The 25291-nt window shown below is 32.0% G+C and carries 19 protein-coding genes; 8 read left to right on the forward strand and 11 right to left on the reverse strand.

Going from position 1 to position 25291, the window contains the following annotated elements; genetic code table 11:
- The first annotated feature begins 25 nt into the window (after positions 1–25).
- Positions 26–3520: a transglycosylase domain-containing protein gene (locus Spiro2_RS09025; protein WP_338635434.1), complete on the forward strand. Its 3495-nt coding sequence runs from the start codon at positions 26–28 to the stop codon at positions 3518–3520.
- A gap of 3 nt (positions 3521–3523) precedes the next feature.
- Here Spiro2_RS09025 and Spiro2_RS09030 read toward each other — a convergent pair whose 3' ends face one another.
- Both Spiro2_RS09030 and Spiro2_RS09035 read right to left on the reverse strand, forming a co-directional pair.
- Positions 3524–5749: a response regulator gene (locus Spiro2_RS09030; protein WP_338635435.1), complete on the reverse strand. Its 2226-nt coding sequence runs from the start codon at positions 5747–5749 to the stop codon at positions 3524–3526.
- A 23-nt stretch (positions 5750–5772) separates the two neighbouring features.
- Positions 5773–8640 (reverse strand): response regulator, encoded by a 2868-nt coding sequence (locus Spiro2_RS09035; protein ID WP_338635436.1) that lies wholly within the window; start codon positions 8638–8640, stop codon positions 5773–5775.
- A gap of 202 nt (positions 8641–8842) precedes the next feature.
- On the opposite strand from Spiro2_RS09035, the gene Spiro2_RS09040 reads away from it, so the two are divergent.
- Positions 8843–9307, forward strand: a complete 465-nt coding sequence (locus Spiro2_RS09040; RefSeq protein WP_338635437.1) for a DUF6901 family protein — start codon at positions 8843–8845, stop codon at positions 9305–9307.
- On the opposite strand, the gene Spiro2_RS09045 is transcribed toward Spiro2_RS09040, so the two are convergent.
- Both Spiro2_RS09045 and Spiro2_RS09050 read right to left on the reverse strand, forming a co-directional pair.
- On the reverse strand, positions 9299–9997 hold the full coding sequence (locus tag Spiro2_RS09045; protein ID WP_338637753.1) for an IS630 family transposase: 699 nt from the start codon (positions 9995–9997) through the stop codon (positions 9299–9301). The genes Spiro2_RS09040 and Spiro2_RS09045 overlap by 9 nt on opposite strands.
- Positions 9931–10341: a hypothetical protein gene (locus tag Spiro2_RS09050; RefSeq protein WP_338634792.1), complete on the reverse strand. Its 411-nt coding sequence runs from the start codon at positions 10339–10341 to the stop codon at positions 9931–9933. Before Spiro2_RS09050 ends, Spiro2_RS09045 begins: the two co-directional genes overlap by 67 nt.
- Positions 10342–10480: 139 nt before the next feature.
- Here Spiro2_RS09050 and Spiro2_RS09055 point away from each other — a divergent pair, with 139 nt between their 5' ends.
- Positions 10481–10717, forward strand: coding sequence for a DUF6901 family protein (locus tag Spiro2_RS09055; RefSeq protein ID WP_338635438.1), 237 nt, complete (start codon positions 10481–10483; stop codon positions 10715–10717).
- Here Spiro2_RS09055 and Spiro2_RS09060 read toward each other — a convergent pair.
- From Spiro2_RS09060 to Spiro2_RS09085, 6 genes are all read right to left on the reverse strand, one after another.
- On the reverse strand, positions 10714–11517 hold the full coding sequence (locus tag Spiro2_RS09060) for a response regulator (RefSeq protein WP_338635439.1): 804 nt from the start codon (positions 11515–11517) through the stop codon (positions 10714–10716). The two genes, Spiro2_RS09055 and Spiro2_RS09060, sit on opposite strands and share 4 nt — an antisense overlap.
- Before the next feature lie 12 nt (positions 11518–11529).
- Complete coding sequence (locus tag Spiro2_RS09065; protein WP_338635441.1) at positions 11530–11922, reverse strand: Hpt domain-containing protein; 393 nt, start codon at positions 11920–11922, stop codon at positions 11530–11532.
- 2 nt (positions 11923–11924) lie between these two features.
- Positions 11925–13139, reverse strand: coding sequence for a tetratricopeptide repeat protein (locus Spiro2_RS09070; RefSeq protein WP_338635442.1), 1215 nt, complete (start codon positions 13137–13139; stop codon positions 11925–11927).
- A 40-nt stretch (positions 13140–13179) separates the two neighbouring features.
- Positions 13180–13473 carry an HNH endonuclease gene (locus Spiro2_RS09075; RefSeq protein WP_338635443.1) on the reverse strand — a complete coding sequence of 98 codons (294 nt, stop codon included), beginning with the start codon at positions 13471–13473 and terminating at the stop codon, positions 13180–13182.
- Positions 13474–13497: 24 nt separating this feature from the next.
- A complete protein-coding gene (locus Spiro2_RS09080; RefSeq protein ID WP_338635444.1) occupies positions 13498–14652 on the reverse strand; it encodes a hybrid sensor histidine kinase/response regulator in 1155 nt (384 codons plus the stop codon).
- Positions 14653–14803: 151 nt separating this feature from the next.
- Complete coding sequence (locus Spiro2_RS09085; RefSeq protein ID WP_338635445.1) at positions 14804–15622, reverse strand: TrmH family RNA methyltransferase; 819 nt, start codon at positions 15620–15622, stop codon at positions 14804–14806.
- Between the two features lie 54 nt (positions 15623–15676).
- Here Spiro2_RS09085 and hutU point away from each other — a divergent pair, with 54 nt between their 5' ends.
- The 4 genes from hutU (at position 15677) to Spiro2_RS09105 (ending at position 22693) form a co-directional block, all read left to right on the forward strand.
- Positions 15677–17443 carry a urocanate hydratase gene (gene hutU / locus Spiro2_RS09090; RefSeq protein WP_338635446.1) on the forward strand — a complete coding sequence of 589 codons (1767 nt, stop codon included), beginning with the start codon at positions 15677–15679 and terminating at the stop codon, positions 17441–17443.
- Positions 17412–18746, forward strand: a complete 1335-nt coding sequence (locus Spiro2_RS09095) for an amidohydrolase family protein (RefSeq protein WP_338635448.1) — start codon at positions 17412–17414, stop codon at positions 18744–18746. The genes hutU and Spiro2_RS09095 overlap by 32 nt, the downstream gene beginning before the upstream one ends.
- Before the next feature lie 11 nt (positions 18747–18757).
- On the forward strand, positions 18758–19132 hold the full coding sequence (locus tag Spiro2_RS09100) for a DoxX family protein (RefSeq protein ID WP_338635449.1): 375 nt from the start codon (positions 18758–18760) through the stop codon (positions 19130–19132).
- A gap of 405 nt (positions 19133–19537) precedes the next feature.
- The gene (locus tag Spiro2_RS09105) at positions 19538–22693 is read left to right on the forward strand and encodes a TcdA/TcdB pore-forming domain-containing protein (RefSeq protein WP_338635450.1); all 3156 of its coding nucleotides are present in this window, start codon (positions 19538–19540) and stop codon (positions 22691–22693) included.
- A 22-nt stretch (positions 22694–22715) separates the two neighbouring features.
- Here the strand turns inward: Spiro2_RS09105 and Spiro2_RS09110 are convergent, their stop codons facing one another.
- Positions 22716–23537 (reverse strand): L-threonylcarbamoyladenylate synthase, encoded by an 822-nt coding sequence (locus Spiro2_RS09110; RefSeq protein WP_338635452.1) that lies wholly within the window; start codon positions 23535–23537, stop codon positions 22716–22718.
- A gap of 47 nt (positions 23538–23584) precedes the next feature.
- Here Spiro2_RS09110 and nuoD point away from each other — a divergent pair, with 47 nt between their 5' ends.
- A complete protein-coding gene (nuoD, locus tag Spiro2_RS09115) occupies positions 23585–25288 on the forward strand; it encodes an NADH dehydrogenase (quinone) subunit D (RefSeq protein WP_338635453.1) in 1704 nt (567 codons plus the stop codon).
- The last annotated feature ends 3 nt before the right edge of the window (positions 25289–25291 follow it).

Genomic DNA, 25291 nt, shown 5'->3' on the forward strand with positions numbered 1-25291 from the left:
CGAAAGCACAATGTTTGGAGCTGATATGAAAAAAATAATTTTTTTATTCTTATTATTCATCTTTCTCTCGTGTTTTCCAATTTTTTTAGGTGCTGCGTATGTAGCTTGGCAAATTTATGCGGGTAATTATGCAGATTTTGAAAAATCCCGAATCATTGATATATTATCTAAAGAAACAGTTTTATATTATGCTGATGGGCAATCGCAATTAGGCAGTTTATTTGGCCAAGAACATCGTATTTATATTACAATTGACCAAATCCCCCAAGCAATGAAAGAAGCAATTGTTGCCGCCGAAGATGAAGATTTTTATCAAAATATTGGAATAGATCCTAAAGGCATTCTGCGCGCCGCCGTTCACAATATTTTATTTAGAACACGACAAGGCGCATCAACAATAACTCAGCAAACCGTTAAAAATCTCTACGGCAGAAAAGAAACAGATTTATTTACAAAGTTTCAAGAAATGATCAATGCATTTAAACTTGAACGGGTTTACTCTAAAGACCAAATACTTGAATTTTATTTAAATCAATTTCATGTTACTGGAAATGGACGTGGAGTTGGAGTTGCTGCCAAATACTATTTTAATAAAAATGTAGAGAATTTAACTTTAGTTGAATCTTCGTTTATTGCCGGAAGTGTAAAAGGACCAGAAAAATACAATCCTTTTACAAAAACAACACTAACTGGCCAAGAAAAAGCAAAACGAGAAGCTTTTATTAGAAAAAATTATGTGTTAGAAAGAATGCTAAAAAGTAAGAAAATTACTCAAGAAGATTACGATGCAGCACTTAAAGAACCGGTGCCTTTTAACCAAGGTAAATTTCAATTTAATGAATTGGCTGTAAACCAAATCATTATGAAACAACTCTCTAGGCCAGAAATTTTATCTGCAATTGGCGCTAACAATGTAGACGAAGTTGGCACAATGGGTCTTCATATCACCACAACTCTTGAAAAAGATGTTCAATCAGCAGCGCAATTTGGCTTAAGACAAAATTTAAGCCGCATTCAACTAATTTTAAGTGGATTTAGCGCAGAGCCGCAATCAAATTTTATAAACATTCAAAAACCAGAACTTTATGGATTTTATGTTGGAAAAGTAGAAAATATTGACAAAACGGCGGATAAAGAATCAATAAAAATTAGTTTTGGCATTCCCACCTGCACGGTAAATACGGAGTCTATTCACCGCACCGCTATCACCACAGATCAAGCCTTCAGAAAAGGTGAAAAAAAATCTTTAGAACTATTATTAAATTCTTTACATCCAGAACAACACGTTTTAACAAGCATTTATAAAATTGAGAGCGATGGACAAATGCTATGTAGTCTCGAAGCACGTCCTCGCGTCCAAGGGGCCGCAATTGTTTTAGATAAAGGAAAAATCGTTGCGATGGCTGGAGGATTTTCTTCTAGCGAATACAATCGCGCCATTTTTGCAGAAAGACAGCCAGGCTCTTCGTTTAAAATACCCGTTTACTATGCAGCTCAACAACTTGGTTGGTCTGTGCTCGATCCAATATCTAACATTCGCGATGTTTTTACTTGGCAGGGTGGTTTTTATTTTCCTAGACCAGACCATGCCATCAACAGTTTAGAAACCACAATTCTTGGTGCCGGTGCAAAATCAGAAAACTTAGCAAGCATATGGATTCTAAAACATTTGCTCGATAAACTGAGCTATGATCAATATTTAGAATTACTTAATTTTTTAGATATTACTGGCAACGGAAAAACATTGCCTCAAACTCTATCAATTATTGCAAATAAATTTAATGCAACAGCAGATAATGAAATTTATATTAAGTCTGGAATTTTAGAAAAAATAAAATCAAACTTAACTTCTGATTTAAATGTATTAAATAATATTAGATTAAAAGTTTTTTTAAGAACTTTGCATTTTGGGTATGGTTTTGACAAACAAACGCAAATTGTAACTGAAGACAAAGAATTATCTCCTAAAGAAAAAGCATTAAGAGTCAATATTTTAAAAAATAGTTTAATTCGCTGGAATAAAGCAGCGCTTCAAGCCAAAAAAGCAATTGAATCATTAAATAAAATTTTATCTGGCGCCCCTATTACCGAACTCGATCGAGATTTTTTTAGTTCATTTGCCAAAATAGATGAAAATTCCTTAGCATTTAATACCCAAGATGCCTGGAAGCCTGAGTTAACAACCAACCTTATAGAACCAGAACAAATCACACCATTAAGTATTGATGCATTATTAAGTTTAATTCGATATAATCCCGCATTATTAAACCCAAATAATGTTTACCTTGACGGAATTGTTCCTTTAACTATGATTGACAATATAAATTATGAACTCAATAAACAATGGAAAACAATTCAATCCGCTCCTCCGCTTGAAAAGTTATATTGGAATGATGATTTTCGTTATTCTTTAGGAATGTTTTATACAGCAAATATGGTTAATGAAATGGGTGTATTAAAACCTTTAAAATGGGTACAATCGTTTCCTTTAGGTTCCAATGATGTCACTCTTTCTGATTTGGCTCTTATGTATCAAACTTTTCTCACCGGAAAAACATTTAGATATTTTAACACCCCACAAACTAATCAACTTCTTTTGATAAAACGCATCGAAGACGCAAGCGGAAATTTACTTTGGGAAGCAAAGGCTAAAGAATATCAATTTTCTGATTCATTTTATTCTGCACCAATTTTAAATACATTGCGTGGAACTATCACTGGAGGCACTGCTTATCAACTAAATAAAAGCATTATTTTACGTTCAAATGATGCCGCAGTCGATAATGAATTACTTGAAGCACAAATAAAAGTTCCAGTATTTGGTAAGACAGGAACAACAAATGATTACAAAAATGGTACTTATGTTGGATTTTTACCCTATCCAACTTCTAAGGGTGATATACTTTCTCCAGATCACGCATACACAATTGCATCATATATTGGGTATGACAGCAATGAACCGATGATCCGCAAAGGTTACAGAGTTTATGGTGGTGGAGCCATTCCTGCTTGGGAAGAAATCGCATTAACAATTATTAAAAATCAAGATTATGCAGATAAATTAGATTGGAAATATTTAGCCGAGAAAAAAGCTCATAACATACCATTTGATTTTGGTTCAGGATTATCGCAAGTTGTTGTCCCTATTCACTCTTGGGTTTCTGTTGCAACGAAAGATCCTGATGATGACCTTTCTGCTTTACAAGAACAAAATCCTTATGCAAACGATTATTCTGAAACAGGGCAGCGTATGTTTAAAGTCTATCTTCCTGGCTCACTTTCTGATGGAATTTTTTTACCCAAAAGAAAGGTGGCATTTTACAATCCTGTACCCCCACCGCAGGCACCAATCATTAGCTTAGGCGCACCAGAACAACCAGACATGCACAAACAAAATGGTTCTGTATCCCCTGCTCCATTATCAAGTTTTTCAAATAATTTAGATAATAATGATAAAGGATCATTAAACTCTGCTGACGATGACGATTTACCCAAAGAACGTATGCTAAAAAAACCGTAAAAACTATGAAGACGATTTGATTTTGTTAACCTTGTTTCCCCAAAATTCTAGAACTTGTTTTAATTCTTTCATATCAATTGGTTTACCTAAGTATCCTTCCATTCCTGCATCTAAGCAAACTTGTCCTTCTGCACCACGAGCATGAGCAGTCATCGCTATAATATGAGGACGCGTAGAACTTTTTGGATACTTTAAAATTATTTTTTTAGTTGCTTCGATTCCATCTAAATCGGGCATTTGGACATCCATTAAAATAATATCATAAATATTTCGAGTTAGCGCCTCTAAAACTTCGTTACCATTTGCAACAATATCACAAATGTATCCATATTTTTTAAGCATATTAGTTATAAGTTTTTGATTAACAACATTATCTTCTGCAACCAAAATTCTTAATGGATATATATCCGATAATTTTTTTAAATCAGCTCCAAATGGTTTTAATTGTCCATTTTGTTTTTCTGATACCGTTTCAATCAATGAGTCAAATAATTGAGAATAGCGAATTGGTTTATTTATGATACTTGCAAAATTTTTAGGATAAACTTTATTATCAGAATAATAAATATTAGAATTTTTTAACATCGCAATAAAAATGATTTGTTGATCAAGATATTTTTCAACTAACTTTGTCCGAAGCATGTCATAATCAAAGTCATCTGTAGAAATTAGGACATAAGTTGGTGGTGATTGTAAAGGAATTGCAAGCGCTTCCTGTTCAGAGGCTGCAAGATACACCTCCATCCCCCAATTTTCACAAGTTTGTTGCATGGCATTTGCAAGAAAAATATTTTTTTCTACAATACATAAAACTTTATTTTGAATTTGTAATCTTTTAATTTGATTATTTTTTTCTTTTTCATCGTTTTCTTGTTCAGGAAAATCAACTTGAACTGTAAATGAAAAGACAGACCCCTTACCAAGTTCACTTTTAACCCCAATCAATCCACCCATTAGCTCTGTTAAACGTTTAGCGATACTTAACCCCAATCCTGTACCACCATATTTTCTGGTTGATGAATCATCAATCTGCGAAAAGGTTTTAAATAATTTGCTAATATCTTTTTTAGAAATGCCGCTGCCTGTATCGATCACATCAAATTTTATCATACGTTTTTTATCATCACTGCTCTCCATTTTAACTTTCACAAATGCATAGCCATTTTTTGTAAACTTAATTGCATTATCAACAAGATGAGTTGTAACTTGCTGAATTCGAGTATAATCTCCCACAACGATATTTGGTGTATGCAAATCAATTGCATAAATTAATTCAGTTTCTTGAGCCGCTGCAGCAGGTGCCAATAGCTCAAATACATTTTCTATACAAGAATTAATTTCAAATGGAATATGTTCAAGCTCTAATTTATTTGCTTCAATTTTGGAATAATCTAAAATTTCGTTAATTATAACAAGAAGATTGTTACCACAAATTCTTAAAGTTTCTAAGTAATCTCTTTGCTCTTGATTTAATTTAGTACCAACAAGTAGATTTGCAGATCCCAAAATACCATTTAAAGGTGTTCTCAGTTCATGGCTCATATTTGCAAGAAATTCGCCTTTTAACCGAGTTGACTCTTTAGCTTTTTCTGCAAATTTTAAAATTTCTAAATTTCTTTTTTCCATATCCTCCCTTAATTTTCCAAGCCGACTATGTTCTGATATAGAAATGATTAAAGATTGATACAGTGACACAAAAGCTATATAAAGAAGCACAATTCTTTGTATATAGAAAATAATTTTATTATCTGTTAAAATTGAAATAACTGTAAAAGCTATTATAGGAACAATAAGATAAAATAAAGAAACAATCCAAGAGTCAATTCTTTCAAGATTAATTCTAAATCTAATTTTACTAACAAAAGAATACATAAAAAATATAAATATTAAAAAATTTTCTATTAATAATGATGATTTAACAAAAAAACCAGGATTTAAAATACTCAAAATCAATCCAATCCAAGAAAAAAACATTAAATATAAAATAAAATTAGAATATTTTTTATACTGATTTATTCCACTTAAATAAACAAGACGAAATACAAAATAATTCATAGTAACAATCCAAATATAAACACAATTTATTGCTATATAAATTTTATAAGAAAAATAAGAATTGTCTAAAGATAACAAAGATAAAACAATCAACAAAAAACCTAAAATAAATGGTTTACTTGCCAATATAAATGGAATTTTCCAATAATAACTATCCATATAAAAAAAACTCATCTTAATTTACCTATAATTTCTTGTTACTTAATTTTTCCCCATTTTTTTAAATTTTCCTCTAGTAATTTAACTTGAATTGGTTTGGTCATGTATTCATCCATTCCTGCAGCCAAGCAGCGCTCACGATCCCCTTCCATTGCATTTGCGGTTAATGCAATGATTATTGGCTTTTTTTTGATTTTTTCATTGGTTTTAATATTACGCGAAGCATCAAGTCCATCCATAACTGGCATTTGCAAATCCATAATAATAATGTCATATTCATCTTTAAGTGCAGCGTCATATGCAAGAGCGCCATTTTCTACTAAAGTAGCAGAGTAACCTAGTTTCTTTAAAATACTCATTATTAATTTTTGATTTACCGGATTATCTTCTGCAACAAGTAATTTTAAATTTTCTTTAGTTTTAAAATTATTCTGCTCTACTGGATTAGAAACATTTTTTAATTCTTTTAAATTTAACTTATTCATCCATAGATATAATGTATCAATTAATAACTGCAACTGAATTGGCTTTGAAATATAATCATCCATACCCGCCGCTAAACACCTTTCTTTATCTCCCGGCATTGCGTTGGCTGTTAAGGCAATAATTTTAGGGCGTTTACGATTTGCAAAATTTATGATTATATTTTTTGTTGCCTGAATACCATCCATCTCTGGCATTTGTAAATCCATAAAAACCAAATCATAGTCATCTTTTTCAACTTCTTCTACAGCCAATTTTCCGTTTTCTACAAGTTTAGGTATAAAACCAATTTTTTTAAACAAACTCAGTACTAATTTCTGATTTACTGGATTATCTTCTGCAATCAGTATTTTTACACTTTTAATAACTTCTTGTGAAAAATTATTTTGAAAATCAGAAAACATAATATTTTTTAAATCTTTAGATTCTTTTGGAATTTCAGTTTGCTTTTCATTATCATTATTTTTACTTTTACTTTTTAGTATCTTTAAAATTGCTTTAGCAAGCATTTCCGTTTTTAAGGGCTTGGTAATTGTTTCATCAGTAATGAGATGCAAATCAGGAGTGGCATTTTTTCCTAAAGATACTAACGCTATTGAAGGAATTTTACCAATTGGATTGATTTGATTTACTTTTAAAAAAATACTCGCCTTTTTGCTTTCTGCACCAATATCTACAATAATAAATTTAAATTGCTCAAATCCAATTAACCTTTGAATATCATCAAAGTTTGAAATTATTTTTGCATCTATTTTCCATTGTAAAAATCTTCTACCTAAAATATATCTCATTGTTGGGTTTTCTGATACCAATAAACATTTTAATCCAACAAATTGTTCGTAATTGTGTTTATTTTCTTCTTTTTTAACTTTTGAGATTTCACATTTAACAGTAAATAAAAAACGAGTTCCTCTGCCCACAACACTCTCTACCCAAATTTTACCTTTCATCAATTCTATCAACTGAGCAGAAATTGCTAAGCCTAAACCAGTACCACCAAATTTTCTTGAAACAGAGGCATCAGTTTGAGAGTAAGCTTTAAAAAGTTTTTTAATTTGGTTTGCAGAAATACCAATTCCTGTATCTTTTACTTCAAACAATAATTCAACATGATTTTCATCAATTTGATCAATTTGGGTAACACCAATAAACACCTCGCCCTTTGCCGTAAATTTTAAAGCGTTATTGCATAAATTTAAAAGTATTTGTCCTATTCTTTTGTAATCGCCAATAATTTCGCACGGTACAGATGGTTCAATAAAATATGTGAGATCGAGTCCTTTTTCAAAACTTTTAGGACTCACTACATCAATCACACTTTCAACAAGTTCAGAAACAGAAATCACTTCTTTACTTAATACAACTTGTCCTGAAAGTAGATTAGGCAAGTCGAGCACTTCGTTAACGAGCTTCATCAAATTGTTGCTACTTATTGTAATCATACTCAGAAGTCTTTGCTGCTCTTCATCAATCTGAGTGCTAGCTAAAAGCTCTGCATGACCAATTATTCCATTAACAGGAGTGCGAATTTCGTGACTCATTGTTGCTAAAAAATTTTCTTTTGCTATTTCTGATTTTTGCGCTTCAATATGCATTAAACTCAGCTCACCCATTTTTCGCGCAAGTTTAATAGAAAAATCATTAATTTTTCTAAACTCATAAGATAACTTATTAATATTTCTATACGCCAAAATAAGCAATACAAAAAAAATCATTATTTCGGATAAAAAATTATTTAAATTTAGTAATTTGTTAAATGAAAATCCCAAATCAATGCTAACACAAATAATTGTAGAAAATAATGTAGTAAAAGCCAACTCGTTTTTTTCATTATTTTGCGGTAAAATATCAAGAAAAGTAATTAATAGAATAAGTGGATAAATTTTTGCAATAATAATAGAATACATTATATCAATATTTAAAATGTTGAATAACTGAATAACAATTAATATTATCATTAAAAAATAATATGCTGGATTTATTTTATTTTTTATATCATAAGCCATAAAATTATTAAAACTAATAATAAACATATATGAAATATTTAATACAATCATAAACCACAAAAAAACAATAATTACTTCACTAAATATAAATTTATTATCACTTAAATCAACAAAACCTATCCTAATTATTTGATTTAAATTTATTAATAACAATAAAGAAATTATTGTAAAAAATTGCGTTCTAAAAAATACTTTTTTAGAAAACCTTCTTCTTATCACAAAAAATGACAGCAAAGAAAAAGAAAACAGTATATTTCCAATATAAAAAATGTATTCAAATTTTTTAGTTGAGTTTACAATGTCAGAATAATTTGGAAGAAAGCCCAACAAAAATCCAATTGCAATTAAAAATAAAATTACAAATTTTTTTGTTTGTAGATTTATGCTTTGTATTGCATTTTCAATTGCAACAAACATAATCATGTATCCTTACAATTTATTTATATTCAATCATTTTCTGTTATCGGTAAAAAGTAATGTTTTCCGAATTTAATAAAAAAATAACCTTTATATTGATAGTTTTTTGACATTAATAATTAAAGATCTTATTTTTTTTACACTTTATTACGAAATTATTTTGCTACTTAATTTTGTGCAGCAATGTATCACGAGGAAGATATTGACTAAAATTAATTATAAATTTGAATTTAATAATTTAAAAACATTAGAGTTTTTAATTGATCTTAATAGAAATCAAAATATTGATTTGTCAACAAGAGACGATCACACAGAATGGACCAATTTGAGTTATCATAAATGTGAAAACTGCACTCTAGATGATAAAATTATAAAAAAATGTCCTGCCGCTTTAGACGTAAAAGAAGCGATGAACCATTTTAAAGATGTTTTATCAACTGATATCATAAAAACCTCTGTTGAAACAGAAAACCGAACCTATCTAAAAACTTGCGATGCGCAAACTGCTTTAAAATCATTACTAGGGGTTGTGATGGCAACAAGCGGCTGCCCTATTTTAGGAGAAATGAAAGGCATGGCCTATTTTCATTTGCCTTTTGCATCCTTAGAAGAAACTATTTTTCGAAATGTTTCTACTTATACGCCGTCCACTAAGTTTTTAACATAAGCTTGCCTTAGGTTTTGAATTCATAATTGACTTGACAATTTTTTGTGTTAATTGATTCCAACCACTAGAGCATTTTTGAACGAGATCTTCATAATCTTTATAAATTTTAAATGATAAGTGATTCCTTTTAAAATAACTCCATAACCTTTCAATTGGATTTAACTCTGGAGAAAATGAAGGTAAAAAAATAAATGATATATTTTGGGGTAAAATTAATTTTTTGCTTTTATGTGCACTAGCTCCATCTAGTATCATAATAATATGCTCATTCTTAGGTACGGTCTTGGAGTACTCATTGATAAAAATTTGCATGTTTTCAACATTTAAATTTGGTAATATCATTCCAAAATATTTGCCCGTATCTTTGTTAGCAGTAGCATAAATCCATGAGTTTAAATAACCCATTTGAGTTTTAAATTCTGGTCTGATTGGGAAAGGACTCCAAATACCAGATTTTATTGTCATTTGTCCAAATCGTGATTCATCTTGAAAATCTATGTTTATTTTTTTTCCTGGATTTTTTACTTTAATTTCATTAATTTTATTTGGTAAATCTTTAATCCATTCGGCCATTTTTTCTGGGTCATTTTTTATATGCTTTGTTCTTGGAACAACTCTTCTTATTAATGTTCTTTGAAGGAACTTGTATAACCCACTTTTACTAAATTTTTTTTTAATTTCGTTTTGGATTCTATAATACTATTTATTATTTGGGCATGAACAACTTTTTCCTCATTAAATTCAGAATTTAATTGAATGATTTCAGTTTTTAAAATTTCAACTTCTTCTTTATTTACAAAGGATGGACGACCAGAACGTGGTTTATCAAGTAAAAAATAAATACCATTATTCTTATAGTTTGAAACCCAATAATTTGCCCGTCCTCTTGAAAGGCATAATAAAGTTTCAATCTTTTTTTCAGAAAATCCTACGGAATATAAAAAAATTATAAATAATCGACGTAAAAGATTAAAACTTAATTTATTTTGAGGTATTCTCTTTAAATCATCCATAAGTTGTTGTACATTATTCATTGTGCTGCAGTGTCCTTTTATAAAAGAAAGTACGAATGTTAACTGCAGCATATCCTGTTTTCAATATTCATCAATTTCCGTATAAATATTTATTTTTGGTTATCTATGTTGCCAACAAACTTAGTGGACGGCGTATTATTTGCTCAAACAGTATTTTAACTACAAATCAGGACAAAATAGCGATTGGAATTTAGAACAAATTCCAGATTTTTTTGAAAAATTACAAAATGTTAATCTTAAATTTTTTGAGCGTATTAAAATTGCAAGCAAGGCTGATGCAAATTTAAATGCTATTGTTTCTTTTTCATCGCAATCTCAAATATTCTCTTTTGCCCTTGATGAGTACTTAGAAGAAATTAAAAAACTTTTTATTTAAGCTAAAACGGTATTCACAATAAAATAGTCTTTTTCGGCAACACAGCTTTGCACTTTAACTTGTAAAATGCCTGATTTCTTAAGAGCACTGGCTGCATTTGGACAATCAATAGATAATTCAGCACCTTCCTTAAATTGAAACTTTGCAGAAAACTGTAACCCTGCTGGTATTATTTTTAATACTTTTATTTCTAGAACAATTGGCATATTAGTAATTGTTCCAGAATAATCTACATTTTTAGTTTCTGCGCCAGAAGCTGCTGGCTTAGTTGATGGAGCTGCTTGCGATGCGCCAGCTGCAGCTGTGGGCTTTGCTGTTTGTGCCCCCCCGCTAGCCGAACTTGCGTTATTGCTTTGCTGCTCGCCAGAAGAACTCGAAGCAGACGCATGAGTATTTGCAGAGGGTATTGTTAATTTAAATGGCGCAGCAGTGCCCTCAATCAATTTTTTTAATTTATTTTTTAGAACTTGAATTTCTACTGTTTTGTGTATTAAATCATCTGGCTTTAATTCTTGAATTTTTTCTAAATCCAAATCACCTTTTTTTCCGCTAAAAAAAGCAACTTTAATATTACGTTTTTGTTTTAATTTATTTATAAATTCCATTGTTTGATAACCATCGTAGTTTGGCATCATCACATCAAGGATCACCAAATCAACTGCATGATCATTTAAAATTTTAAGCGCATCCAACCCTGTTTTTGCTTCAAAAAACGAATAACCTAAAGAATTAACAATTCCTTTTAAGAATATTCTTGTTTCTGGGGCATCATCAACTATGAGTACACTTTTTGTAGCCAATTTCTACCTCTTTTATTTTGACTCCAAAGATTTTATTTTATTTTTTATTACATCTGGAATTTTTTTACTCGCATCAATAATTCTTAAAAAAATAGGGTCTGCACCATTTAGACTTTTAGAAAATGCCAAATCTTCTAGTTTTTGACAGTCTTCTGCAATGGCAACCAAACCGATTAATCGCGAACTCGATTTTAAAGTGTGTGCAGAACGTTCAACAACAGGCAAATCTTTTTTTTGCATCGCTGTTGTTAACTCTTGAGTTCTTTCTGGAAGATTATCTAAATACACAGACATAAGCTGCACAATAAGAAGTCTATTTGCAAACTCTTCATCACCATTACCAAGTTCTTTCATGTTGTTAACAATATTTTCATCTAAAAATGGAAATTCTGTTTCTGCACTCATAATTATTTTGGTATAACCCCTCTGTATTTAGGATCAGCTGGTATTTCAGCGAGTTTATCAATTTCTATAATTTTTTGTTGCGCACGTTCAAACTTAGGATCATATTTTAAAATTTGCTGACAAACTTTTTTTGCCCGATCGTAATCTTTCATAGTAACTAAACAAAGAACTTTATTATACATTATTTTAACATCATTAGGAGTAATTTTCAATGCAAGATTATAGCTCGAAATTGAGTCTTCGTATTTACCCATTTCTTTATAGCAAATGCCAATACTATTTAAAAAACTCGGATTTTTGGGATCTTGCTCAACCGCTCTTTGTAAAAAATCCAACGCTTTATCTTTTTTCTTTTGGGCTAAAAAATTTCTACCAACTTGAGCATACAATTTAGGATAAACAATTTTCATATTAATAGCACGCATTAAATAACTTTCTGCTTCTTCATACAACTCACATCGAGTTAAAACTGCTGCCGCTTCTTCATAACGAATAGGATTTTTGGGGTTAATTTGAATAGCCTGATCAAAAGATTTAAGTGCAGCTTGTTTTCTATCGGTAGCAAGAAAACAAACTCCCAAATCAAAATAGGTTTGCACATAAAATTTATTATTTTGCATTGCAACTTTAAGATTTTTTTCTGCTTCTGGAATATTATTGAGCGCTCTATAACAACGAGCAATACCTACAAATGCACGAGCAGATGACAAGTTTTTTTCGATAATTGTTTTATATGTTTGAAGGGAATTTTCATATTCCCCGTTTATATAAAGATCGCGCGCTAATTCATAGTCTGCATCAATATTATTGGGATCACGATAGCGCACTAATGTTTGTGATATTTGCGTAGAGAGATCTTTCATTACAAAAGGCATTCTTAAAAATCCATCAGGAGTTGCTTCTGGAAATTGCATTGCCTCTTCTTTAGTAATTTCTTGACCAAGCATCAGCATTGGCGTTCTTCTAATATCTACATTTTCGTGCATTTCAGTTAAAAATTCGAGTCCATTTATTTGCCGCATATTCTTTTCGCAAATCACAAAATCAAAATTTTTTTCTTGCAAAAATTTTAACGCCTCTCCTTCACTCACTCCTTCAAAAACATTTTTAAAACCTAAAGTTTTTAATGATTTTACAATACCCTCTCGCGATGCTGGAGAATCATCAACGACTAAAAAATTCATATTTGAAGACAGTTCAATGACGTTAGCAGCCATTTTTTCTATCACCTTAATTTGGGTATTTCATAACTCTATCTTATTCTAGCATATCTTTCTTTAAAATGAGATCAACAGGAGTGTCAACGCCCTTATTTTTATTGCACTCACGACACGCTGGCACAACATTACCAGGAGTCGTTGTGCCAAAGCGCGCTAATGGAACAATATGATCCATTGTCAATTCTTTAAACGAAAATTTCTTTTTGCAATAATAGCAAATTCCTGCCGCACATTTTTGCTGCCACCACCTACTTTTTTTAGCTTGTTTAACCTTAGCTTTTTCTTTTCTAATATGCTCTTCATCAGCAAATTCGTAACTATTTAAATTCATTAATATAAAACCTTGTGTTTACTTTTAAGATGCCTCATGTACCAACACATTGTTAAACACCACTTTTGCAGCAGGCAACTTAATAATAAAAGCGGTGCCTTCTCCAACCTTGGAGTTTAACAGTAACTCTCCAGAGTGTTCTGATACAATATTTTTAACAATACTTAAACCCAAGCCAGTTCCTTCACCTTTAGGTTTCGTTGTATAAAAACTTTGAAATATTTTAGGCATATTTTCTTGAGGTATTCCTTCTCCTGTATCTTGAATCGTGATTTCTAAAAAATTATTTTTAAAAAAAGATGAAATGGTTAAATTCTTTTTTGCTGTATTTTTCATAGAATCACAAGCATTGCTTATTAAATTCATTAACATTTGCTCAAATTGATTTGGATAACAAATTATTTCAACATCAGAATTTTCATTATTTAAAATTACCTTAATTCCAAACTTTTTAATTTTTTGTTTGACTAAAAATAAAGAATTTTCAATTAACTCAACAACATTTTTACTCTCTTCTACTTCGCCTTTATCATTTCTTGCATAATTTCTTAAATGTTCTATGAGTTTATTAATTTTTTTTGTGGCTTTTTCAATACCTGCAACATTAGAACTTAAAAAATCACCAGAAATGTTATTTTCTTTTTTAAATTCATCTAAAATATCTTCGCAAATTAACTGTATTGTAGTTAAAGGACCTCTCACATCATGTACAACAGTTGCAAACAATTCTCCTAAATCAGCAAGTTTTGCCATATGCAATAATTTAGAATTTAAATATTCATTTTCTTTTTCAATAAAAACATATCTTAAACATCTTTTTGAAATAGGAATAATGTCATTTTTAACAGAAAATGGTTTTTCTACAATATCGTAACAATTATGCTGAATTGCTCTTCTAAAAATTTTATGATTAATATATGCTGTCATTATTACAACAGAAGATAGTTTATTTACATCTCTAATTTGATTTATTAATGAAAATCCATCACCATCAGGCAACTGCAAATCAATTAAAAACAAGTCTTGATTAACACCACAATTTTCTATAAATTTTTTGGCTTCATAAAAATTTTGCGAAGACGAAACCGAATGATTTAAGGAAACAAATTCTTTAATAAGATGCTCTCTCAAATCATTATCATCTTCAACTATATGAATGTTTAACTGACCTATTTCCATTTAAAGTACCTTTTTTATAAATACTTTTATCCAGTATCGACTCATCACAACCAAGTCTGAGTTTTGTTTCTAGGCATTTTTTATCTATATGTAAAAAAAATGGTTTTTACATATGGTTTTTTCTGCATACTTTTTAAAAAATGAGATAAACTTAATTAGGCTGAAAAAATTTCCCGGCAACAATAAACTCATACCAATTTATAAGTTCTGGTTTACGTTTAGCCAAATAGGAATAAGCTGATGCGTAATTTTTAGCAATCCAACTTTCAAAAATTAAACTTTTTTCTATTTCATTTAAGAAAAAGTTTTTTTGATAACTTTGCAAACTTTCTCTCAGTGACTGCAAAATGATTGCTGCACACACAGATACATTTAACGATTCAGAAAAACCATACATATTTACCGAAACATACATATCTGCAAACTGATTCCATTCTGGAGAAACACCGTGTAGCTCACTACCAAAAATTAATGCAATTTTTTGCTGCCCAACAAAATTTTTAAAATCATCTGAAGCAAACATCTGCGAAGAAAAAGAAGGAATTGACTCTAAATAATTTTCTGATGTTCTCGAAAAATCAGGCAATGTCACCAACGCAATTTTATAATTGCTTTTTTTTAAAATGCTTGCACATTGCGAAATACTCAACAACGCTCTTGGCATCAGCCACTGACTCGCTCCTCTATCAACCGTATCTGCAGAGCGAAATCGCATATCACGATTACTATAAAGAAAAAAAAGATCTAAAAATCCAAAAGAATCGATAGTTCTTAAAATTGCACTAATGTTATGACCATGATGCGTATTTTCAAATACTGTTAAAACTTGCCTGCTTCTTTTTAATAATATATTTTCCATCCTAGCGATGCGCGCACTTGTATAAAAATCACTGAGAGCATTAGTTAATTTTCCTAAATCATTTTTAAATTCTTCAGGAACAATGTACTCTGTGGGTAATTTTGATTGCATTATGACTCCGAACCAAATCTTTATCGTTTTCCCCACTTTTTGCGAGGTTCTGTTATGTCTACCCATAATATAAACCATCATTCAACTAAAAAATTTATTCCAGGAAATCCTGCGCCTCATGGCTCAACCCTCCACACAAAAGGATGGCTCCAAGAAGCCGCTCTGCGCATGCTCCTTAATAATTTAGACAAAGAAGTTGCTGAAAACCCTGAAGAACTTATTGTTTATGGCGGACGCGGAAAGGCTGCTCGCTCAATTGCTGATTTTCACACAATGACCCATGCGCTGTGCGAACTTGAGGATGATGAATCTTTGTTGGTGCAAAGTGGCAGTGCCATTGCTCGCATCAAAACCTGGCACAATGCCCCACGTGTTTTAATTGCCAATAGCAACCTTGTTGGACAGTGGGCAAACTGGGAACACTTTGATTATTTAGAAAAGCAAGGATTGATGATGTATGGCCAAATGACTGCTGGGAGCTGGATTTACATTGGCTCTCAAGGCATTGTGCAAGGCACTTATGAAACTTTTTATGAGGCATTTCAACAACATTATCAGGGCAACACCAAAGGACGTTATGTATTTTCGAGCGGTCTTGGCGGAATGGGTGGTGCGCAACCGCTTGCTGCAGTGCTTACAGGCGCATGCTTTTTGGGTGTAGAAGTTGATAGAAGCCGCGCAGAAATGCGGTTAAAAACAAAATATCTTGATGAAATTCACGAAGACATTGAATCAGCAATGCACTCTTTAAAACGCCATCTCTCTGAAGGCAATGCCAAAAGCCTTGCAATTATTGGCAATGCGGCAGATATTTTACCAAAGCTCTTAGAACGCAATGATTTTTTACCAAGCCTTGTTACCGATCAAACATCTGCCCATGATCCCAGATTTGGTTATGTTCCACAAGGATATTCCATAGAGCAAGTTAAAGAACAACGCCTAAAAAACCCTCAAAAAGTTGCACACGATGCGGCACGTAGCATTGCGCAACATGTTCGATATTTACTCGAACTCCAAAAAAGAGGAATTCCAACTTTTGACTATGGCAACAACATTCGTGCCATTGCAAAACAACAAGGGGTGGAAAATGCTTTTGACATTAAAGGATTTGTACCACAATATATACGCCCTTTATTTTGTAAGGGCAAAGGCCCATTTCGTTTTGCAATGTTAAGCGGCAGCGAAGTTGATCTCAAAAAAGCGGATGCTGCATTGATGCAGCTTTTTCCTGAACATAGCGATATTCAACGCTGGCTTTCTCTTGCACCAAAAAAGATTTCTACACAAGGTTTGCCTGCCAGAATTTTGTGGTTGGGGTATGGAGATAGACTGAAAGCAGGATTACTCTTAAATCAGATGGTAAATTCAGGCGAAATTACATGCCCTATTGTTATTGGAAGAGATCATTTAGATTGCGGTAGCGTTGCATCCCCCTATCGCGAAACAGAAAGCATGAAAGACGGTAGCGATGCAGTTGCCGATTGGGCAATTCTGAATGCATTTGGCAATATTGCAAGTGGCGCCTCGTGGGTTAGTTTTCATCATGGCGGAGGAGTTGGTATGGGCTACTCACTTCATGCAGGCATGGTGATTGTTGCTGACGGTAGCCACGAAGCGGCAGAACGACTAACAAAAGTTTTAACGTTTGACCCTGCAATGGGAATTTTTCGGCACGCGGATGCTGGCTACGAAAGTTCCCAAAAAATTGCTCAGGAACATATGAATCGCTGTGTGAGAGCCGATTCTCCTTATTTTTATCCTCGCTTTCGTTTACAAACAGAGGTGACACATGGCAGCAAAAATTTGGTCTACAAAAAATAATAAAAATATTCTTTTTCAGAACTCACCATGTATTGTAACCATGCAAAACTGGAAAGAAGTCGAAAATAATAATTGGACAACAAAAGATTTGTCCATTTTAAAAAATTGTGATGTGTGTATTAAAGATGGCTTCGTTCATGCGATTGGTGAAAATTTATTCAAAAAGTTAGAAGACACCAGTAGCTTTAAAGTGATTGACGCGCAAGAACTTGTATTAATGCCTGGCATTATTGATTGCCATACACATTCTATTTTTGCCGGAAGCCGTGCTGATGAAACTGTCCTTAAATCTCAAGGAATGACTTACGAAGAAATTGCTGCAAAAAGTGGAGGCATTGCAGCAACAATGAAAGCCACGCGCGCTGTCAACAAAGAAAAATTAACCCAAAACTACATTCAAAATGCTCAGGATTCTTTAGCCAAAGGCGTTGTCCTTCTTGAAGCAAAAACAGGATACGGCTTAAAGCCGAGTGAAGAACTAAAAATGCTCGAGGCATTGTACAATGCCTACAATCAAGACCATTCTGTTTTATTGCCTGCCTTAGCACCAACTTACCTTGGTCCCCATGCAGCGAGCCCCGAATACCGTGGGCTTGATAACTACATTCAAGCTTTAGTTGAAGACCTCCCAAACGTTGCCGCAATCGGCGAGGCCGCGTGTAAAAATAATATTGCCCTTCCATTGGCGGCAGATATTTTTTTAGAGCGAAATTATTTTACAAAAGAGCAATCTGAAAGATGGTTAGGTGCTGCACTTCAACATGGCCTTGATGTCCATATTCACGCTGATGAATTTTCTCGCAGTGGCGGCGCTGAGCTTGCTGCAGAACTTGCACGTAGGGTCGAACAAACTGCCACAAAACGCAGACAAAAAGGTCGCGTTCTCACTGTGAATCATTGTCAATATTCTACAGAATCTGACCTCGCAAGACTCAGTTCATTAGGCGTTACAGCCGTTGCACTTCCTGCAACAAGTTTCTTTAGTCGCTTGCCTTATGTCGATGCTAAAAAATGGCGTTCCTCAGGAGTGCGCGTTGCTATCGCAAGTGATTTTAATCCAGGTAGTGCCATTGCAAACAATATTTGGTTTTCTTGTTACCTTGCATTAACGCACTGTGCATTTTCTTTGCCCGAGGTGTATGCTGGAATCACAATCAATGCCGCTTACGCTTTAGGAGCAGAAAAAAATTATGGTTCAATTGAAATTGGTAAAAAAGCGGCGCTCATTGCATTTCAAGGACAGCGCATTGAGGATTTTTTTACATCGCCAATTGGTGATCACGTTCGACATGTTGTTTTATAGGAGATCTATTTATGACTGTTGCTAAAAAATACAAAATTTTGTATTGGACTGTAACGTTACCATTTTTAATATTAATGGGTTTTGCTGTTTATAATTATTTTACTGCAAATCCTCAAATGATTGAAGGATTAAGAGTACTAGGTTATCCTGTTTACATGTCAATTATACTTGGTACTGCTAAAACACTCGGAATTTTAGCAATTCTGTATAATAGAATCAATGTCCTAAAAGAATGGGCCTATGCTGGCTTTACAATTAACTTAATTGGAGCCGCTTTATCACATTACTTTGTTGGCGATCCAATGCAAAAAGTGATCACCCCTCTTATTGTTCTTGTTCTCTTATTTATTTCTTATTACTTATGGAAAAAAAAGAAGGTGGGGTAAATCTCCATTTAATTTGCATTTTAATTGAAAATTACTACCAAAAAATAATTTTTTCCAAATAATTTATAAAACACTTTAAACTTAAAAAAAATTATGCTAGTCCAAAAAAACAGGGTTATGGCAATCACGTAACTAAAAAATTTTTTAATATTTTTAAATTTTTATTTTAAAAGGCGTTTTCTTAATGAATTTTTTTTTAAATCATTTAAAACAAATTACAGTTTATTATTATTAACTTTATTTTTACAAAGTTGCTCTAAAAATAAAGAATTTTTAATCGATAATTTCTCTGTCAAGCAATCATTTACTTGCACACCAAAAAGCATCGAAATAAATTTAGACAAAATTCATGATTTTATTAAAGAAAATTTTAATCAAGAAACTTATCAAAAATTCACACACCGTTTGGATAAATTAATAGATGTAGTCGATATTCAACATTTAATAGATCAAAACCCAAATACTACCTTATTAAAAAGTAAAGATCATATAAATTTATTAAATCTTTTATCTGCTATTGATATCATAAAAAAAGAGGCAACAACAATAGATTTAAAATCTGAATATTTTTTAGAAAGCATTTCAAAATTAGAAAAATTTGAACTTGCATTAAAAAATAGCTATAATTTTTTATTTAAAAATATCCATAATAATCATCAAATAGCTTCTTCTCTAAAAAATTTAAAAGAAGTAGATAAAAATATTTTTATGTTTCTTAATGCAGAAGAAACTTCAAAAAACATTGCAACTAAATATATAAATATTATCAATAATATTAAGCTAAAAAATACAGAATTAACCAATGATTATCATCCAATTTTTTATGGTAGCAATGACAAAGAAAAATCAATTTTATTTATAAAATATAACAAAGATGAAATTGTTACAAATAGTACAATTAAAATAACTTTAGAAGAAAATGAGTATAATGAATTTAAATATTTTAAAGATTATTTTAATAACATGTCGACAAGAGAAATACCTAGGTTGAGTTTTTACCATAATTTACCGGAACATGAAGCAAATTTAGGCAAAGCATTTGCGATGCAAGCTCTATTTCAGTATTTTTCTAGAACTGAAACCGAACATGATAATTCTTCTTTAAGCAAAATACTTCTTGCGCATTCTTATTTAAATTTAAGCCAAGTTGGATTGGATTTGCTCTCTGAAGGATCAAAAATTTTTCATCTTGTTAAAATTTTAAATAATCACTCAGAACTATTGAGAATTAATTATTTAGGGAATGCAATTTCTAGTTTAGGAAGTTTAATAGGTATTGCATCAATTGCTCTTGATATTGCAGAGATCACACACTCTCAAAATCAATTACAAAGAAGCGTATTTGGAACACAATTATTTTTTGATAGCGCAGGAGTTGCACTTGGATTAAGTAGCATGCTTGGTGGCGCATCTGTCGCTGCATTGACCAACCCTTTGTCTATTCCATTAGCTGGTATTGGCATTGGTGTCACAGCAATTGTGCAACAATCTGCTTTAGATAATTTGCAAGCACTAGAATCTGCAAAAATATTTAATGCATACAAAAACGATCATAATTTTAATAGACTGACTAACGTAAACTCTGGAATGTCTGATAATTCTTATATATCTTTTGCAAGCGTTAATAGTCAAGAAAATTCTGAGCTCTCCGAATTGAATTCGGCCGTTATTAAAGAACTCAATCTCTCTGATACAAATTTAATTAAAATTAAATATGGAAATTCATATATTGCAAAAACCAAATACGCTGAATTGGCTTATGGTTTTTATAAAACTTTTTTTCCACCTTTTCACTCAAACCCATCTGCTATTGACTACAATAATTTTGTGCTACAAAAAAATTTAAATAAAGATGACTATCTCAATATTAGAGAACAACTCGAAATTAAAGAAAATACCGAATATATTAACACAAATAAAACTTTAAATTTTATACTCCCTATCACACCAGAAACTTATTATTCTTATACTTATAATACAACTCCCAACTTTAAAGAAAGATTTATTGATACAAAAGAAACAGAAGCAGTTACACAATTACAAAATAAGGGTGAGTTTCTTTTTGTATATCAATATGATAATGTTTTACGAGAATATGCAATTCGATCTCTTAAAAGACGCTTCGAAGATACCGAAATCAAAATTATTCTTGGTAAAGCAACAAATCATTTGATTACACCTGAAATTCCTGATTTTTTGCAAAATAAAGTCACTTACTTATTAGAAGGCCACTCTGGTGGTGAACATGTTTTATTGCTTAGAAAAGGTGTCAATTATAAAATTAGTAGCTCTGGAAAAGAAGTTTTTATTTTAGATATTTCTCAGTTAACAAAAGAATTTGATAAAATAGAAATAAATAATAATATTATTTCTATAGACAATAATAATATTTATTTTAATAAAAAAAATCAACCAGCTTCTATATTACTTAGAGATTCAAACGATAATATTGTAGAAGTAGACTTAAATAAAAATTTAATGCAGTATATTTTACATAATAATCAACATGAAGACATAAAAAGCTTAAAAAATTATTTAAATAAATTACATTCTTTTAGTAATTTAAAAAAAGAAGGCTATATTGAAATTACAAATTTTCCGGTTCAAAGTATTCGTCATCATGATGAATTTAAAGCATGGTATGATATTTCAAAAAATAAATTTATTTACCCAATATTTACAAAAAACAACGAATGCATTGAAGAAAATATTTGTATTGAAGATAATATTCAGTACTCCGATATTTATTTTATTGGAAAATACAAAAATAATTTGTATTTTTTTTATAAACATTCAAATGAAATTTGTGTTCAAAATGATTTAAATGGAAATACATGCACCACTTTATTAACAAATATCAAAAAAACTTATTTATTCAATAATATATTAACTTTTAATGATTACAATAAATTAGTTTGCTCAATCGATTTAAATTCAAATGCATTTACTTTTTGCCAATCTGACGACCCAAATTCAGATGTAGAAACAATCTCAAAAAACATAAATAATAATATTAATTTAACCAATCAAAAAACCGGGTATTTTGAGATTAAGGATTTAAATATTAACAATCACAGCAATAATTTAACTTGGTTTGATGCAGAAAAATCTCAAATTTTTTATATTGAAGACCAAGATTATAATGAAATATACAAAATTTTAGGAAAAATAAATGGCAAATATTATTTTATTGATAAAACATCAAAAAACGTATATTTACAAACTGAACAAATTGATCAAAGCGAATCTAACAAAAACGCGTATAAAGTTTTAATCGAACCTATTGCTTTTAATGTTAAAAATGCCTTTATACTAAATAACCAACTGTTTGTAGAAGATGAAAATAATTATACTTTGTTTTTTGATTCAGAATTAAATCCCAATTTAATAGCAATAGAAAATTCTGATAAAAATTTAGACTCTATCCATAAAATAATTCATAAAATAAAAAAAGTTTACAACAATCTTAAATTGTATGATGTCATTTTAATCAGAAATAATCATAAAAATTATTATTTTATTAGCGAAAGTAATAAAATTGAGGAATTGGATACAGTTTGACATCCTCACGTTCTCATCATTTTTAAAATTTTTTTTCAAACAATCCCAAAAATTCTAAATCCCATCCACCATCTCTCAACAACAACGGTGGGTTTACACTAAAATCTACCATTGTTGAAACTTTAATTGGCACATTTTCATTAGTATCAATAGCAACTTCAAAACTATTTTTTGGAGTATGCTGACAAATTCCATCAACATTTGTCCACCAAAAATCTTGCTCAATGTCTTGATTAAAATAATCTTGAGCAACCAACTCGTCTTCATCTGTGACACTTGTGACAAGTAACGGATGCTCAAGCTGCTCCATAATACTTTGAATCACCAAGTGACTTGATATTCGCACTCCAATTGTTTTTATTTTACCACTTGCCGCAGTTTTAGGAGAATTTTTCATTGCTGGTAATACAAAAGTATAAGGACCAGGCCAGGCACGAGTGACAATGCGAAAAATTTGTGTGTTGACATAGGCAATATGACTGACCTGAGAAATGTCTTTGCAAAAAAGACTAAATGGTTTATTTTTGGAATGACCAGGACGCAATTTTAAAAATTTTTCACACGTTGAGTCATAAGACGAGCTTCCAACAAAACAGTATCCAGTTTCGCTGGGAAGCAGCGCGATTCCGCCTTTAGCAATCATGTCAATGACCTCACGAATACGCCTTTTATCAGGATTCTTTTGATGTATGCTTAAAACTTGAGTCATAAGATTGCCTTCTTTCTCAGAATGAGAGAATGAGGTTGTACAATGTGAAAGTAATTTTGTCATTGCATCTTTTTTGAATGCTTGCGTTTCTTCTACAATCAGCCAAGGCAGGTTGACATATGATTCGAGATGCATTCTTATGGCACCGAAAATGTAGCATGTCATGGGAGGATATATCCGCGATGGATGCTTTTTACGCTACGATACTCGAGCACTTAAAAAATTCTATACCAGCTGATCTTTGGCAGTTTGATGAACGTCCACAGTACGAACACGAACAAACTTTAATCATGTCAAAAGACAAAATTGTTGATACCATGCGCATCTTAAGAGATTCACATGGCTTTCAATTCTTAATGGACCTCTGTGGTGTTGATTGGCCACAGAGAGAAAAACGTTTTGACGTTGTGTACCATCTTCTTAACCCTCAGTTAAAAAAACGTTTGCGCGTAAAATGTATTGTGGGCGAGCAAGAGTCTATCTCTTCAATCACAAACATTTGGAAAACTGCAAACTGGCTTGAACGTGAAGCATGGGACATGTACGGCATTAATTTTGCCGACCACCCAGACATGCGTCGTATTTTAACGCATCACGAGTTTCAAGGCCACCCTCTTCGCAAAGATTACCCTGCCGATAAAAATCAGGCCATGCGTGGCGAAGCATTAGAAAACACGTTCGATAAAGACAGAGAACGCTTAATGGCAAAATACGACAATGAAGATCTTATGTGGATTAACATTGGCCCAGCCCATCCAGCGACCCACGGAACCTTGCGTTTTATGTCTGTGATTGATGGCGCAGAGCGTCTTAAAGAAATTGATGTCGAAATTGGGTATCTGCATCGCTGCTTTGAAAAAATGTGCGAAACCCACAATTACAACCAAATCATACCATACACAGATAGACTGAACTATTGCTCTGCACCCATGAACAACAGCGCTTTCTGCGAAACAATCGAAAAACTGATTGGCGTTAAAGTTCCACCACGCGCCCAAATGATGCGGATGATTATTGATGAATTATCACGTATTATCGATCACTTTGTGTGTATTGGCGCAAACTTGGTAGATCTTGGTGCGATTACAGGGTTTTTCTATTTGTTTGATGAACGTGAACACGTTTATACTTTATTTGAAAAACTGTGTGGTGCACGGCTTACAGTGTCTATGATGCGTATTGGTGGCATGGGCTTTGACATCCCTGAAGGCTGGCTTGAGGATTGTGCAAAAGTTGTTGACAATATTGAAAAGCGCCACGAAGAAGTCGAAAGTTTGGTGACAAACAATCGCATTTTTGTGCAACGCACTAAAGGCTCAGGCATTCTCTCTAAAGAACTAGCAATTCAATACGGTTATACAGGCCCTTGCCTCAGAGCAACTGGGTTTGAATACGACATCCGTAAAGAAGAACCCTATTGGTTTTATCGTGATGTTGAATTTGATGTGCCTGTAGGAACTCATGGCGATACTTATGATCGTTACCTTGTACGCATGGAAGAGGTTCGCCAAAGTATTAAAATTATTCGTTGGTGTCTCAAAAATATGCCCGACGGGCCTATCAATATTCCAAATAAAAATATTGTTCTCCCTTCTAAAAAAGACGTTTACGGAAACATAGAAGGATTGATGAACCACTTCATGCTGATTATCAATGGTGTACAACCTCCTAAGGGTGAAATCTACCACCGCAGTGAAGCCGCAAATGGAGAACTTGGCTTTTATGTGATCTCTGATGGATCCGGAACCCCATACAGAGTCAAATGCAGAGCGCCATGTTTTTCGATATTAAGTGGATTTCCCGATATGGTACGTGGCAACTTTCTTGCCGATGCCGTTGCTGCGCTAGGGAGTATTAATATTATTGCCGGTGAACTTGATAGATAAGGG

Source organism: Spirobacillus cienkowskii (assembly GCF_037081835.1).
Taxonomy (GTDB): Bacteria; Bdellovibrionota_B; Oligoflexia; order Silvanigrellales; family Silvanigrellaceae; genus Silvanigrella; species Silvanigrella cienkowskii.

Bases quoted from the DNA above. Each gene is read 5' to 3' on its own strand.
- Spiro2_RS09080 (WP_338635444.1), bottom strand. From the start codon at position 14,652: ATGGAAATAGGTCAGTTAAACATTCATATAGTTGAAGATGATAATGAT.
- nuoD (WP_338635453.1), top strand. From the start codon at position 23,585: ATGGATGCTTTTTACGCTACGATACTCGAGCACTTAAAAAATTCTATA.
- Spiro2_RS09050 (WP_338634792.1), bottom strand. From the start codon at position 10,341: ATGAATAATGTACAACAACTTATGGATGATTTAAAGAGAATACCTCAA.
- hutU (WP_338635446.1), top strand. From the start codon at position 15,677: ATGTCTACCCATAATATAAACCATCATTCAACTAAAAAATTTATTCCA.
- Spiro2_RS09110 (WP_338635452.1), bottom strand. From the start codon at position 23,537: ATGCATCTCGAATCATATGTCAACCTGCCTTGGCTGATTGTAGAAGAA.
- Spiro2_RS09025 (WP_338635434.1), top strand. From the start codon at position 26: ATGAAAAAAATAATTTTTTTATTCTTATTATTCATCTTTCTCTCGTGT.
- Spiro2_RS09085 (WP_338635445.1), bottom strand. From the start codon at position 15,622: ATGCAATCAAAATTACCCACAGAGTACATTGTTCCTGAAGAATTTAAA.
- Spiro2_RS09030 (WP_338635435.1), bottom strand. From the start codon at position 5,749: ATGAGTTTTTTTTATATGGATAGTTATTATTGGAAAATTCCATTTATA.
- Spiro2_RS09065 (WP_338635441.1), bottom strand. From the start codon at position 11,922: ATGAGTGCAGAAACAGAATTTCCATTTTTAGATGAAAATATTGTTAAC.
- Spiro2_RS09075 (WP_338635443.1), bottom strand. From the start codon at position 13,473: ATGAATTTAAATAGTTACGAATTTGCTGATGAAGAGCATATTAGAAAA.
- Spiro2_RS09035 (WP_338635436.1), bottom strand. From the start codon at position 8,640: ATGTTTGTTGCAATTGAAAATGCAATACAAAGCATAAATCTACAAACA.
- Spiro2_RS09070 (WP_338635442.1), bottom strand. From the start codon at position 13,139: ATGGCTGCTAACGTCATTGAACTGTCTTCAAATATGAATTTTTTAGTC.
- Spiro2_RS09095 (WP_338635448.1), top strand. From the start codon at position 17,412: ATGGCAGCAAAAATTTGGTCTACAAAAAATAATAAAAATATTCTTTTT.
- Spiro2_RS09100 (WP_338635449.1), top strand. From the start codon at position 18,758: ATGACTGTTGCTAAAAAATACAAAATTTTGTATTGGACTGTAACGTTA.